General features: G+C 49.3%; 11 protein-coding genes. 10 read left to right on the top strand and 1 reads right to left on the bottom strand.

Going from position 1 to position 14,886, the window contains the following annotated elements:
* Positions 1 to 3: 3 nt before the first annotated feature.
* From Pan241w_RS17290 to Pan241w_RS17250, 9 genes are all read left to right on the top strand, one after another.
* Positions 4 to 1,206 carry an acetyl-CoA C-acetyltransferase gene (locus Pan241w_RS17290; RefSeq protein WP_145218259.1) on the top strand — a complete coding sequence of 401 codons (1,203 nt, stop codon included), beginning with the start codon at positions 4 to 6 and terminating at the stop codon, positions 1,204 to 1,206.
* Between the two features lie 27 nt (positions 1,207 to 1,233).
* Positions 1,234 to 2,166 (top strand): 3-hydroxyacyl-CoA dehydrogenase family protein, encoded by a 933-nt coding sequence (locus Pan241w_RS17285; protein ID WP_145218257.1) that lies wholly within the window; start codon positions 1,234 to 1,236, stop codon positions 2,164 to 2,166.
* 4 nt (positions 2,167 to 2,170) lie between these two features.
* Positions 2,171 to 2,938 (top strand): 3-hydroxybutyrate dehydrogenase, encoded by a 768-nt coding sequence (locus Pan241w_RS17280; protein WP_145218255.1) that lies wholly within the window; start codon positions 2,171 to 2,173, stop codon positions 2,936 to 2,938.
* 157 nt (positions 2,939 to 3,095) lie between these two features.
* A complete protein-coding gene (locus Pan241w_RS17275; RefSeq protein ID WP_145218253.1) occupies positions 3,096 to 6,347 on the top strand; it encodes a DUF1549 domain-containing protein in 3,252 nt (1,083 codons plus the stop codon).
* A 49-nt stretch (positions 6,348 to 6,396) separates the two neighbouring features.
* The gene (locus Pan241w_RS17270; RefSeq protein ID WP_145218251.1) at positions 6,397 to 7,695 is read left to right on the top strand and encodes a DUF1501 domain-containing protein; all 1,299 of its coding nucleotides are present in this window, start codon (positions 6,397 to 6,399) and stop codon (positions 7,693 to 7,695) included.
* A 146-nt stretch (positions 7,696 to 7,841) separates the two neighbouring features.
* A complete protein-coding gene (locus tag Pan241w_RS17265; RefSeq protein WP_232107179.1) occupies positions 7,842 to 9,179 on the top strand; it encodes a sulfatase in 1,338 nt (445 codons plus the stop codon).
* Positions 9,180 to 9,210: 31 nt separating this feature from the next.
* Positions 9,211 to 10,626 (top strand): hypothetical protein, encoded by a 1,416-nt coding sequence (locus tag Pan241w_RS17260; RefSeq protein ID WP_145218249.1) that lies wholly within the window; start codon positions 9,211 to 9,213, stop codon positions 10,624 to 10,626.
* A 72-nt stretch (positions 10,627 to 10,698) separates the two neighbouring features.
* A complete protein-coding gene (locus Pan241w_RS17255) occupies positions 10,699 to 11,487 on the top strand; it encodes a 3-keto-disaccharide hydrolase (RefSeq protein WP_145218247.1) in 789 nt (262 codons plus the stop codon).
* A gap of 90 nt (positions 11,488 to 11,577) precedes the next feature.
* A complete protein-coding gene (locus Pan241w_RS17250) occupies positions 11,578 to 12,609 on the top strand; it encodes a nucleoside hydrolase (RefSeq protein WP_145218245.1) in 1,032 nt (343 codons plus the stop codon).
* Between the two features lie 66 nt (positions 12,610 to 12,675).
* Here the strand turns inward: Pan241w_RS17250 and Pan241w_RS17245 are convergent, their stop codons facing one another.
* On the bottom strand, positions 12,676 to 13,278 hold the full coding sequence (locus tag Pan241w_RS17245; protein ID WP_197999989.1) for a response regulator: 603 nt from the start codon (positions 13,276 to 13,278) through the stop codon (positions 12,676 to 12,678).
* A 953-nt stretch (positions 13,279 to 14,231) separates the two neighbouring features.
* Here Pan241w_RS17245 and Pan241w_RS17240 point away from each other — a divergent pair.
* Positions 14,232 to 14,873 carry a response regulator transcription factor gene (locus tag Pan241w_RS17240; RefSeq protein ID WP_145218241.1) on the top strand — a complete coding sequence of 214 codons (642 nt, stop codon included), beginning with the start codon at positions 14,232 to 14,234 and terminating at the stop codon, positions 14,871 to 14,873.
* Positions 14,874 to 14,886: the final 13 nt, after the last annotated feature.

The raw sequence follows: 14,886 nt of genomic DNA, 5'->3' as shown, positions 1-14,886 counted from the left end.
AACATGAGTCATCAGGAACAAAAACGGGTTGCCGTCTTGAGTGCCGCCAGAACACCCATTGGTGCTTTTAATGGCGTTTTCAAAGATGTTTCAGCCGTGCAGCTGGGCACAATTGTTGCCCAGGAAACACTCAAACGGTGTGGGGTGAACGCCGATCAGGTTGATGAGGTGTTTTTGGGACAGGTCTTTACGGCCGGTTGTGGGATGAATCCGGCGCGTCAGGTAGCCGTTCACGCCGGGATGCCGTATCACGTGCCGGCGACCACGGTCAATATGGTATGTGGCTCTGGCTTAAAATCGGTTGCACTCGGTATGCAGTCGATTCTATGTGGCAAGGCGCGAGTAGTGCTGGCAGGAGGCATGGAAAGCATGAGCAATGCACCCTATCTGCTGCAGGGGGCGCGGACCGGTTTCAAAATGGGAGACCGGAAGCTTGTCGATTCGATGATTCACGATGCGTTATGGGATGCCTTTTATGACTGTCATATGGGAATCACTGCAGAGAACCTGGCTGAGAAATATGAAGTCGTGCGTGAAGAACAGGATCGTTATGCGGTGCAAAGCCAGCAGCGCTGCCAGGCGGCGCTGCAAGCCGGGAAATTTGAAGATGAGGTCGTTGGCGTGAGTGTCCCCAAACGAAAAGGCGATCCGGAACTGGTTACCGTTGATGAATACCCGCGTAAAGAGACCAGCCTGGAAACGATTTGCTGTTTGCGTCCTTCTTTTAAACCGGATGGAACGGTGACTGCTGCGAATTCGTCGGGCATCAACGATGGGGCGGCGGCATTTTTGATTGCTGAGGAAAGTTTTGTTGAGGAAAACAAGCTCAAGCCGCTGGCCTGGATTCGATCTTTTTCGAACGTGGGTCTGGATCCACAGTACATGGGCATGGGCCCTGCACACGCGATTGACGACTTATTGAAATCCGAACAATTGACGTTAGCAGATATCGATTTGCTGGAAGTGAATGAAGCCTTCGCTGCCCAGTCACTGGCGGTCGGCAAGGCTCTGGACTGGGACGAAGCACGCGTGAATGTGAACGGAGGTGCGATTGCACTGGGGCATCCGTTAGGGGCCAGTGGTGCGCGGGTCGCTGTGACGTTACTGCACGAAATGCAGAAGCGGAAGTCCAAACGGGGGATTGCTTCACTCTGTATCGGCGGGGGTATGGGGATCGCGATGTTGTTTGAAGCAGCTGAAGGATAGTATTCTACAAAACAGAGAGACAGCAATATGCAGGAAGTAGGAATATTAGGTGCCGGGTTGATTGGTGCGAGCTGGGCCACTTTTTTTGCGGCGCAGGGACTCAACGTTCGCATTTTTGATGTGAATGAAACAGTGAAACAAACGGCGCTGGATGTTGCGCAGACAAATTTACAACGACTGGTTGATCTGAAGTTGCTCGCGCCGGAAGAGGCACACCGTGCGGTCTCAAATCTGTGTCTGGTCGATTCGATGCAGGAATTACTGGCTGATATCGATTTCGTCCAGGAATCGGTAATCGAAGATTATGCGATCAAGGCAGACGTCTATCGCGAGTTCGAACAGTATGCCCCCGACACAGCAATTCTCGCCAGTAGTTCATCGGGGTTGTTAATGACGCGGATGCAGTCGGTGCTCGAACATCCCGCTCGTGCCTTGATTGCACATCCTTTCAACCCGCCGCATCTGATTCCGCTGGTCGAACTGGTCCCCGGCGAGCAGACGGCTGCGGAAACGGTCGAAACCGTCAGAGACTTTTTTCTGAAGCTCGGCAAGCATCCGGTGATTTTGAATAAAGAAGTGCCCGGTCACATTGCCAATCGACTGGCGGCGGCAGTCTGGCGGGAATCACTGGCACTCTTGGATGAGGGGGTGGCCAGTGTGGAAGACATTGACGCGGCACTCTGTCAGGGCCCCGGTCTACGCTGGGCGATGATGGGCCAGCATCTGATTTATGAACTGGGGGGCGGTGAAGGAGGGTATCAGAAATTTATCGATACAATCGGCGCGTCGTTTGAAGAATACTGGAACGATATGCAAACGTGGACGACCATTCCTGAAGCAGCAAAACAGAAAGCGGTTGCCGGTACGCAGGCGTATCTGAAACAGAAAAGCCGCAGCGAATGGGCGACCTGGCGAGACGAAAAGCTGGCCCGGATTCAACAAGTATTGCGCGAGGAGTAACGAGATGTCTGACCCCAAAACGGCCTTGATTACCGGCGCTGCAAGTGGCATTGGCGCAGAAATCGCGAAGACACTGTTCAATGAGGGATACCACATTGTGGTTGCCGATCTGAATGCCCCCGCTTATCTGTCCGGTCTGATACAGGAATCTCAACGTGCTTTGTATGTTCCCACCGATCTGTCAAAGCAGGAAAGTTGTGAGGCACTCATCGCGCGCGTGATTCAGGAATTTGGTTCTGTTGATATATTGGTTAATAATGCCGGCTTTCAACATATTTCTCCTCTGGATGATTTTCCCGAAAGCGTGTGGGAAACCATGCTGCAGGTGATGTTAACGGCACCGTTTCTGCTGACCAAATATGTATTTCCCGGCATGAAGCAGAAGCAGTGGGGCCGCATCATTAGTATGGGGTCGATCCATTCACAAATCGCATCGCTCAACAAAGTCGGCTACATTGCTGCCAAACATGGTCTGGTCGGTTTAACGAAATCGACCGCACTGGAAGGCGGGCCGTTCGGGATTACGGCCAATGTCATCTGTCCGGCTTATGTGCGCACGCCTCTGGTCGAGCAGCAAATTGCCGCACAGGCAGAAACATTGGGGCTCAGTGTGGAAGAGGTCGAAAGTCAGGTCTTCCTGAAAGCCTCGGCGACCGGCAAGTTGATCGAACCCGCGGAAGTGGCTGCGATGGTGTTATACCTCTGCTCTGATCAGGCCAAATCGATCACCGGGGCCTGCTGGACTATTGATGGTGGTTGGACGGCACAATAGGCAGTGCATGTGTCATCAGTCTCGTGCTTAAAATACGAGAAATCTCGATTCTCAGTATTTATTAAACATTGCTTACAAGAAACTGACACATTAAAGTGTCTTTATGTAAGCAGCTCAGAGATAGAACCATTGCCAATCGAATTCGATGAGGTGATCGATGCATTCAGAGCGAACGAAGATTTTCGCATTGCTGATTCTGCTGGTGTTCTCATTCCCTTCAGCCCAGGCAGCTGAGAATGAACCGCCGGTGGTTGCGAAAACTCCCGAGCAGATCGCCGTCGAAAAGCTCCGCGGTTTTTACACCAATCTGCAGAAAAACAAAGATGGCTCCGTGCGGCTGGTCCGCTTCAGTAAGCCGCATGTCACGCTGGAAGTTCTGGAGTATCTTGAGTCGTTTCATAAGCTCGATTATCTGGCGCTGGTCTGTCCGCAGATTGGTGATGCAGCGCTGGAACATATCGCACATCTGACGAATCTGGATACGCTGATGCTTTCGGAGTCGGCTATCGGGGATGCGGGGCTTTCCCATCTGCAGCGGCTCAACAAGCTGGAGCGGCTGTATCTCGATCAAACCAAGGTGACCGATCTGGGTTTGGTACAACTATCACATCTGTCACAGCTCAAAGTATTGTCTTTAAATAATACACGTGTGACGGACAAAGGCCTTGCGCAACTGGCGGGATTGAAGAATCTGGAAGTCCTGTTCTTGTCCGGCACAAAAGTCAGCGATGCGGGTATTCAAACACTGGCGAAACTCAAGAATTTGAAAGTCTTGTATCTCTCCGGCACCCGGGTTCGGGGTAACGGATTGAAGGAACTGGCTGCCTTAAAGTCGCTCGAATATCTGGCGCTGAATCACTGTGCTTTGGATCAGAGTGCCGCTGCATCGCTGGCAACACTGTCTCGGTTAAAGGGGCTGGAAGTTTATCATACCGGCTTATCGACAGAATCTGTCAATGATCTCAGAACAAAAATGGCGAAAACGCAACTGTTTACAGAACGCGATACGGAAACGAATCCAGAAACCGATGTATTACGTTTCGCCAATTCAGAGGGACTCGATGTCAAACCGATCCTGGCTCCGATTGAATCGCGAATTGCTGCGGGGGAGAAATTCACACCTGACTTTCAGAAACATGTGATTCCACTCTTAGGTAGGCTGGGGTGTAACAGCCGCAATTGCCATGGTTCGTTTCAGGGACGAGGTGGATTCCAGCTGTCGATGTTCGGTTACGATTTCAAACTCGATCATGATAATCTGCTGGAACGGATCGACAAACAGAAACCGGATGAGAGTCTGGTTCTGAATAAGCCGACGTCAGAAGACGAGCATGAAGGGGGCCTGAAACTGCCTCCCGGGGGTTGGGAGCAGAAGTTGTTGCGGGAATGGATTGCTGCAGGCGCGGCATCGGTGGGTAAAGAGTCACCCCGTTTTGTGCGGCTGGATGTCACGCCGAAGCAGGTAGTCTTTACCGAAAAAGGGGAAGCGGTCTCGCTCAAGGCGATCGCTGTCTGGTCGGACGGAACACGGGAAGATGTGACCTGTTTGACCCGTTTTGAGTCGAAGGATGATAGTGTTGCCGAAGTGACGCCGGAAGGAGTCATGCGTTCCAAAGGGACCGGCGATACGTATGTGATCTCCTATTACGATAACGGTATCTTTTCGACACAGGTGATTCTTCCCGTTCAGAAGTATAAGCCAGGTACCTATCCCCAGGTTGCGACGCCTACAGAAGTGGATCGGCGCGTTGTTAACAAGCTGCGAAAACTGGGAATTCAGCCGTCCGGATTATGTACGGATGATGAATTTCTGCGGCGCGTCAGTCTTGATATGACGGGCACATTGCCGACACCAGAGGAGATACGAGCTTTTCTGAAAGATACATCCACGGAAAAACGAAGTCAGAAAATCGAAGAGCTGTTGAACCGCCCCGGTTACGTGGCCTGGTGGAGTATGAAGCTTTCCGATCTGACCGGCAGTAACGCCGGTTATCTGGGGAGCACGGAAATGGCACGGCCGGTTGCCAGCCAGTGGAACGCCTGGATCCGCCGCCGCGTGGAAGATAATGTTGGTTGGGATAAAATTGTTTCCGGTATCATTCTGGGAACCAGTCGTCTGCCGGGCCAGACGTTTGATGAATATATGTCGCAACAGAGCCAGTTTACCAGTACGAAAGACAGAGCCGACTTCACGGCCCTCGACAATTCAATGCCCCATTATTGGGCGCGTTCGAATATGTCAGTTCCATCTGATAAAGCGTTGGCGTTTGGGTATACATTTCTGGGAATGCGGCTGGATTGTGCCCAGTGCCATAAGCATCCGTTTGACGAATGGTCTAAACAGGATTTTGAGCTCTTTACCGAATTTTTCACACGCATCAAATTTGGCGTGCCCCCGGATGCGGCGGTATTGCATGAGCAATCACGGAATATGCTGGGAGTGCCGGTGAAGTTGAATACGGCGGCGCTGCGCCGACAGAGTTATCTACGGATCGCTGCCGAAGGGCGGCCGATTCCCTGGCGCGAAGTTTATATCGAACCTGCCAAATCAGATCAACAGCGGGCCAAGCTGCTCGGCGGGCAGGAGATCAACATCAGTCAGACGAAAGATCCGCGAGAGTTATTGATGCGCTGGATGTTGAATGAGCCGAACCATTATTTTGCCAAAGCATTCGTGAATCGAATCTGGGCACACTATTTCAATGTAGGCATTATTAATCCGCCCGACGATCTGAATCAGGCGAATCCACCCAGTAACAAAGCGCTACTCGATTATCTGGTGCAGGGGTTCATCGACAGCGGTTATGATATGAAGTGGTTGCACCGGACGATTACGAACAGTCGCACTTATCAATTGAGTTGGCGATCGAATCCGACGAATCGGAAAGACACACGCAATTTCAGTCATGCGGTTTTGAGACGTCTGCCGGCAGAGGTAGCCATCGATGCGATTCTACAGGCGACGGCGAGCCAGAAAAAGATGAACCAGCTGGTGAGTCAGACGGACCGCCGCAAAATCTCACAGCATCCGCTCTCATTTCAGGCGCGGGCCATCGATTTTTCGTTACTCGTATTCGGAAAGCCATTGCGAACGACGAACTGTGACTGTGAACGTCAGGATGAGCCGACGTTGTTACAGTCGCTCTATGTGCGGAACGATGAAGAAATGCTTAAAAACCTAACCCGGGCAGATGGCTGGCTGGCAGAAATGAAAACGGCAAAACTCAAGACATTAGAGCAGAAAGCGTTGGTAACCGAAGCCTATTTACGTACGCTGTCCCGTTTTCCTGAAGCAACGGAAATGAAAGAGAGCCTGAAGCATCTGCAGAAAACCGAATCCGTGCAGGAAGGTTTGCATGACTTATTATGGGCTCTGTTAAATACGCAGGAATTTATTACGAATCACTAAATCAGAAGCGACTTGGATTTGATCAGAATAGTATGCTGAGGGCGAATTGATGAATCAATGTCAGAACATGACAAGACGCAGTGCGTTGCAGGTTGGACTCCTCGGCGGTCTGGGTTTGACGCTTCACGACTTTCTCAAGCTGTCTGCTGCCCGGGCTGAGTCGAACGAAAAGTCGAAAGCCAAGGCCGATGCAGTACTGTTTCTGAATCTGGCGGGAGGCGTATCGCATCTGGATACGCTGGATCGTAAACCCGATGCCCCTGCAGACACGCAAGGCGAATTCAAATCGATCCAGACTTGTCTCCCCGGTCATCAGGTTTGTGAATATTTACCGAAGTATGCTGCGGCCGCGGATCAATTTACTCTGATTCGCGGTATTTCGCATTCTGCCGGTGCGCATCCTCAGGGACAATCCTGGATTTCAACGGGAAATCGGCCAGTGCCGGCGTTGATTTATCCTTCGCTGGGTTCGGTCGTCACGAAGGAGATCTCCAGTAAGCCGGACCTGCCTGGTTATGTGGCGATTCCCAAAACCGAATGGAACGCGGGCTATATGGGAGACGCGTATGCCCCATTCAAAACCAACACGGTTCCCCGACCGGGTCAGCCGTTTCAGGTACGCGGCATTTCCTTGCCCGATGGTCTGACGATTGAAAAAGTCAATCAGCGTCAGGAACTGCTTACAAAACTGGATCGGCGATTTAAAACGGAAACTACCGAAAGCCAACTCTTAGAAGCGTTAGATAAGTTTGGTTCGCAGGCTTATAATATGATTACATCGAAGCGGGCACGGGCTGCCTTTGATGTGGAACAGGAATCGTCCCAGTTGCGGAACATGTTTACTCCCGATGAATTCAGCCAGTCTGTGTTTCTGGGTTGTCGGCTGATCGAATTCGGCGTCCCCTTTGTGACGGTGACTTATCAGGGCTGGGATACGCACACCGAAAACTTTGCCGGTCATCGTCGTTTATTGCCGGCTCTGGATAATGGAATCACCGCAGGGCTGGAAATGCTGAAGCAGAAGGGATTGCTGGAGCGAACGTTGATCGTGATTATGGGCGAATTCGGGCGGACCCCCAAGATCAATGTGAACGCGGGGCGTGACCATTATCCGCGTGTGAACTGGTGCCTGATGGCGGGGGGCGGCGTTAAACCAGCACAGTTCATTGGCGGAACGACGAAAGCCGGTGATGCTCCCGATGACAAAACCAACATCAAGCCCGATGATATTGCCGCGACAATTTATCATACCTTGGGCATTGATCCTCTAACCGAGTACTATACCAATACGGGGCGTCCGACGATGCTGGTTCCGCATGGCCGCATCATGGGTGAGCTTTTTGCTTAAGACCGTGGTACGAGATTGATTTGTGCCATTGACTGCGGTCTAATAAAGGGACGGTGATGTCAGGCCGGTTCGTTTTTCTGATTCTGGAAAAAGACGAGTCGTTTGTCTGAGATTCTACAGAACTTCCCGGCAATGAGGCGCTCCTTATGAAATCTCTGTTCTTCACAGTCATGTGCTGTCTGTTTTTACCTCTTGCGGTCGAGGCGAGGGATGCCACTGACCGCCCTAACATTGTGCTGATCATGGCCGATGATCTGGGGTATGGCGATCTGAGTTGTTATGGCAGTACCAACTGTGAGACTCCTCAGCTGGATCGTCTAGCGTCGCGAGGAATGAAGTTTACCGATTTTCATTCCAGTGGAACGGTGTGTAGTCCGACTCGAGCCGGCTTGTTAACGGGCCGCTATCAGCAGCGGGCGGGCATTGACGGCGTGGTCTATGCGGACCCCAAAAGGAATCGGCATCATGGGCTGCAGAAGAATGAAATTACGCTGGCACAATGTCTGCAGTCAGCCGGTTATCAAACCGGTATGTTTGGAAAATGGCATCTGGGATATCAGCGACAATACAACCCCACGTTTCGCGGCTTTCAGCAGTTCGTGGGTTATGTCAGCGGGAACGTCGATTATTTCGCGCATCTGGACGGCACCGGGGTGTTCGACTGGTGGCATAACGCAGAATTAAACCGTGCAGAACAAGGTTACGTGACGCATCTGATTACGGATCACGCAGTTGATTTTATTCGACAGCAAAAAGAGAAACCGTTCTTTGTGTATATCGCGCATGAAGCCGTGCATTATCCCTATCAGGGTCCGAATGACAAACCGATTCGAAAAGAGGGAGTCGGTGATATTAAATCTGCCAAGCGCAAAGACATTGCCAACGCATACCGCGAAATGAATACCGAAATGGATCGGGGCATCGGCAAAGTGGTCACGGTTTTAAAAGAACTTGGACTGACGGAAAACACATTGATCTTTTTTCTGTCAGACAATGGTGCGAATAATAAAGGCTCTAATGGTGCCTTACGTGGCTTTAAAGGAAATGTCTGGGAAGGGGGGCATCGTGTGCCCGCTATCGCCTGCTGGCCCGGCCAGATTCCTGCGGGCAGTCTGTGTGAGGAGACTGTAATCAGCATCGACCTGATGCCGACCATTTTGGAACTGGCGAATGCGAGCGTGCCTGCGAGGCATCAGCTGGATGGTATGAGCCTGGCTAAGTTGATGACTGAGCAGCAGAAATTAAAGCCGCGCACGATATTCTGGGACTACAATGGGCGCTCGGCGGTTCGCCAGGGACCATGGAAACTGGTGTTGAATCAGAATCGTAAAACACCAGTGGAATTATTCAACCTGAAGGACGATATAGCGGAATCAACGAACCTCGCTACAAAGAAACCGGAGCGCGTGCAGCAGATGCAGGCGGCGTTTGCTGCGTGGAAAAAAGAAGTGACTCAAACGGCGACACCCCAACCCGAAAAATAATCCAACACGATTTCGACCAGGAGACGTCTTAATGTTTCGACTTACCGTATTGTTGATTGTTTTGTTTCCCTTGACTCTGTTTGCTGCAGAAGAGGAGAAAACCAGACTACAGGCAGGGGCCGCTAAGGTGAATATCAACCCGCGGAATTACCCGGTGTCGATGACCGGCAGTTTTCAGGATCGACAGGCAACGTCGGCCCATGATCCGTTGCATGCCCGGGCACTGGTCTTGAAGAGCGGAAAGACCGAGATTGCTTTTGTAGTTTGCGATATCTGTTTAATTTCTCGAGACATCTTTGATGCTGCCAAGCAGCAGGCATCAGTCAAAACTGGTATTCCTACCAGCCAGATGCTGACATCAGCCACCCACACACATACCGCACCGACTTCAGTTCCACTGGCACAATGTAATCCCAGTCCGGAATATGTGCAGTTTCTGACCGAGAGTATTGCCCAATCCATCATCAAGGCGCATGGTCGGCTGGAACCTGCCAAGGTAGCCTGGACAGTGGCCCGTGAGCCCGCGGAAGTCAATAACCGTCGTTGGTATGTGAAAGAGGGAGGCATTCGTCCCAATCCTTTTGGAAAGACCACCGACAAGGTTCGCATGAATCCTCCTCGTGGAAGCGATCTGTTGGTCAAACCGGCCGGTCCGACGGACCCGGATATTTCGATTCTCTCGGTGCAATACGCGGATGGTCGGCCGCTGGCGCTGTTGGCGAATTATTCTCTGCATTACGTGGGGGGATTGCCGCCTAATCAACTCTCGGCTGATTATTTTGGAGAATTCGCCCGACAGATTAAAAAACAACTTGGTGCCGATGATACGTTTATCGGCATCATGTCGAACGGGGCCAGTGGTGACATTAATAACTATAATTTTAGAGAACCCCGGCCGCGTGCGGCTGTGTTTGAACGCATTACTACTGTGGCAAAAGTTATAGCCGACCGGACGTATCAAGCCGTTAAGTCACTCAAGTATCGAAGTGATGTCTCGTTGGAAATGCAGGAACGAACAATCGATCTGGGAATCCGAAAACCCAATGCAGATGAAGTAAAGTATGCTCAGAAGCTGCTGGCGGATGCCAAAGATCCGAAACGCTTGACGATCAACGAAGTCTACGCACGGGAAACCGTTCGGATTAACAAAGGTCCGGACAGTGTGAATCTGAAACTGCAGGCATTGCGGATTGGTGAGCTGGGGATTGTGGCGATACCGTGTGAAGTGTTCGCGGAAATTGGCCTGGAGATCAAACAGAAAAGTCCGCTGAAACCGACGTTTGTGATTGCACTCGCCAATGGCTATAACGGTTATTTACCTACTCCGGAACAGCATATCTTGCAGGGATATGAAACCTGGCGTTCGGGGTGGAGTTATCTGGAAGTGGACGCGTCGAATAAAATCAATGAACAGGTCTTTCAAATGTTGAACCAGCTTGCAGACTGAAAATACAGTTCTATCGGATGTCTTTTGGATTAGTGTGATGGAAACAGAAACTGATTTATCAGAGGAAATCAAATGAGAATGCCGCTCGGACAATTATTGTTGATGATGTTGTGTATGTGTCAGGCTATTCAGACTGGTTGTGCCGCTGAGCCGAATCAATTGACAGCAGAAGAAAAACAACAGGAATTCAAGGCGCTGTTCAATGGTTCTGATCTCAAGGGTTGGCAGCACAGCGGTAACTGGAAGGTAGACTCTGGCGTGATCACTCGTTCTGGAAAAGGGGGAAGTCTGGTTTACGATCCGCAGCCGCTACCGGATGATTTCGAATTGAAATTCGAATGGAAGGTGGCACCGGGGAGTAATAGCGGTGTGTATTATCGTCCCGGTCAATACGAGTACCAGATTCTCGATAATGAAAAGCATGCCGACGGGAAAAATCCACGGACGAGTGCCGCTTCGATTTATTTCTGCCTGCCTCCTTCCCATGACGTAACACGGCCCGTCGGGGAGTGGAATGAAGGTCGCATTGTCTGTCAGGGAACTGTCATTCAACATTGGTTAAATGGTAAAAAAGTCATTGACCTGGATTACACCGATCCGCGCTATGCCTGGCATGTGGAACTGTTGGCGAATCGGGGTGGTAATCTGGCAGATCGGGGTGCGAAGTTGTCTTTGCAGGACCATGGCGATCCGGTCTGGTATCGGGGGATCAAGTTGAGAACAATTCCCGCTGATGAGAAACTGGATCGCAGCCCTGTCAAGCCGGCTGAAGTTTCCGATGCTGCCATGGCAGCCGAGCAGCGCAAGTTGCAACGGATTATGGAAAGCCGGGCACGTCAGCAACAGAAACAAAAAAAGTAGTGACGATTTTGTCAGCGTGAATTTGTCTGCTGTTATATATATCTTACCGAATTATTGTAATTGATTCACAGAATAGAATTGGTCGTAAAAATGTGGTGTCAGCGTTTCTGCATCGGTTTATTGAGTTTGTTGTTGATGGCCAGTCTGTCTGTAGCGGCAGAACCAGTGAAAGTCATTTTTGATACGGATCTTTCGGGTGACGTTGATGATGTGCTTGCGTTGGCCATGCTGCACACGCTGGCTGATCGGGGAGAGTGTGAATTGCTGGCGGTGACGATCTCTAAAATCAATCCATTGACGGGGCCTTTTACTGACGCGACGAATACGTTCTACGGCCGGGGAGACATTCCGATTGGTGTGACCCGTGATGCACAGCGCCGCGATAGTAAATACCTGAAATTAATCAACGAAAAGAACGATGGTCAATGGCGTTATCCGCACGATATTCTTTCCAATGAACAACTCCCGGATGCAGTGAAAGTACTGAGGAAAACACTGGCATCTGAGCCGGATCGATCAGTGTCGATTATTCAGGTCGGTTTGGCGGCGAATCTGGCGGATCTGGTGGAATCTAAGCCAGATAAATTGAGCCCGTTGAGTGGTTTGGAACTAGTTCGTCGCAAAGTCAAACTGGTGTCCGTGATGGCGGGGGCATTCGAACCGATTAATGGAAACCAGCACTTCTTGGAAGCGAATGTAAGGAATGGCATTCAGTCGATGCAGTGGTTTGCGCAGCTGTGGCCCGCTGATGTGCCTGTCGTATGGAGCGGTTTTGAAATTGGAATCGCGGTCACTTATCCCCGCGAAAGTATTGCCCGGGATTTTGGCTACCGCAAACATCATATTGTCCGGGAAGCATATCTGCTGCATAGTGGACCGAATCATGATCGGCCCAGTTGGGATTTGACTAGCGTGCTCTACGCGGTCCGCCCCGGGGACAAATACTTTGATCTTTCGCAACCGGGAAGAGTGAGTGTGGCCGATGATGGCTTTGTCAGTTTTACGCCGGCAAAGCAGGGACGTGATCGTTATCTGATCATGAATTCGCTGCAGGCGGTTCAAGTCCGGGAAGCCTTACGGAGTTTAGTAAGCCAACCGCCTTTGAATCGGGAATCACGCTAATTTGTATCAGCCCGGGCTCATTAGTGCGAAGCATCGCAGTTGCTGTGGTCTCCCGCCATCTGAGTTTTATTTACTGGATGTACGACTGACTTCTTCCAGCAGGATGTCGATTGATTCACACATTTCTTTTTTAAGCGCATGCAGACTATTCTGCACGACGACCAGTCCATCGATCCGTTTCGTGACTTTTTTCGGATCAGTGGCAGGTTCTTCATCGATCTGGTTGGTAGCTGCGATGGAAACAGGTTCAGGCTCTTCAACAGGTTCCTCAGTAATCGAATTTTGTAATTTACTGACTAATAATTCGATGTCGATGGGTTTGACGAGCAGGTCCTTGAAACCAACGGCGAGTGCTTCCCTGGTCAGTTCTTTCATTTTGGGCGATGAGGTGCCATGTTCCCGGGTTACCATGAGGTAAAAGTGAAGGGGAGGGATGACGCCTTCATCATTAAATCGTTCAATTTTTGATGCTGCTTTGTAGAGATCGATTGCATTCATCGAAGGCAGGAAGAGACTGGTAAGTACAGCATCTACTGAGAAGTCAGAATTTAAAATGGCGAGAGCCTCTTCCCCACTTTCAGCAGCCACAGTCGTAAAATGATAGCGGCTGAGTTTCTGGGTCAGGCTCTGACGTATGAACCCAATTTCGTCGACAATCAGTATTTTCATTATCTCACCCTGCTGTGAATTTAAAATCATTCGCATGTTGCTTTTGATTTGGGGGTCTTTCACTTAATCTTCTATCGCCCTTAGGGAAACGAAATAAAAATGGGGGAAATTACCCAATTTGATGTGGAGTGTTTACCTCATTGTTGAATATGAGGTAGGCTTTAGGTAAAAGAGGGTACATGGGTGTGCATTATGTGGTAGAGTTATCTTAAATAGATAGATTTATCCATTAAGTAAGTATTGATAGCTCTATCTATTCAGTATTAGTGTGTCATCTCTTGCCTGTTGAAAACTCACTTCAAGCAGGAAGCCATATAGTATTCAGAATGACAATAAGATGATAAGAAGTTCAACTGTGACTTGTTTTTTAAACTGACAGCTGAGCGGAAATGTTTTCTTCTTCCTTCAAGCTGGTGAAAATGATTGACGGTACTGATTTGAGAATTCGTTTCCAAAAAAAGATTAGTAATTCACAAGCTTCTGAAAAAATGAAGCCACTGTCTATTGATTCAGTTTGTATCTGCCCCCCTCATTGGTACAGCGTAATAGTGAAAACGAGATAGTCTTGTTTTGTTATATTGCAAGACGAGTCTTTTTTTAACAGAGAGGCTCCAGTCAATTATTGCGGTGCCTCTTTATGATATACAAGCATTTTAAAATCTGTCTGATACAAAAGTAGATCACTGAAAAAAAGTGATTGATTTTATTGAAGATTGAAAACAGAAAAAAATATCATACACTTTTGCGTTTGTTTGCTTCCCTCCTTCAAACGAACATATTCACGATTGTCACAAGCTGCACGAATTCATGAGCCATATCAGGAGTGGTGGTTTTTATGAATAGACAAAGTAGCAAATGTTCTTAAAAACAAGCATATCGAGTATTGGTTTTGCAGAAAATACTTTACCGGAGAGTATTTTTTGTTCCAGTCTGCACTTTAATTGAGGGGCCGAATGAACGCTTTTGTTGTTTACATTATTGATGATGATCCAGATGTCCTGGACTCGATTGCATTTTTATTGAGCACCTCAGGATATACGGTCAAAACATTTGATAGTGTGCATTCGTTTTTAGAATCCAAAGAAGTAGTAGATCCAGGCTGTATTCTGATTGACTTGATTATGCCTGAAATATCAGGGATTGAAGCGATGCAGCTATTTAAAAAACAGCAACTGCATTTACCCGTGATTATGATGAGTGCTTACGGGGATATTGAAAAAGCTGTTTCTGCCGTCAAGCAGGGGGCTTGTGACTATCTTGAAAAGCCATTCGAAAGAGAAAAATGTCTCAAAGCCATTGAGTACGCTATCTCGCTGTTGGAGCTCAATCAAGACGATTCCGATGAAGAGGGAAGAGACTATCTTCGATTGTACGATGGCCTGACGCGAAGAGAAAAACAGGTCTTTCATCTGATTGCAGAGGGCCATTCTGGTAAACAAATAGCAAATTCCATGTCGATCAGTTATCGAACCATGGAAAAACATAAAGCGAATCTGTTAAGTAAATTAGGGATTTCGAGTGCTACTGATATCGTGCATCTTTTGTATAAAATCAAAGATATGCCGGGATATAAGAAAAACGGCGACGATTCTTAAGATAAGGAACTTT

The organism is Gimesia alba (assembly GCF_007744675.1).
GTDB classification, from domain to species: Bacteria; Planctomycetota; Planctomycetia; order Planctomycetales; family Planctomycetaceae; genus Gimesia; species Gimesia alba.
This window is presented reverse-complemented; position numbering and strand designations above follow the sequence as displayed.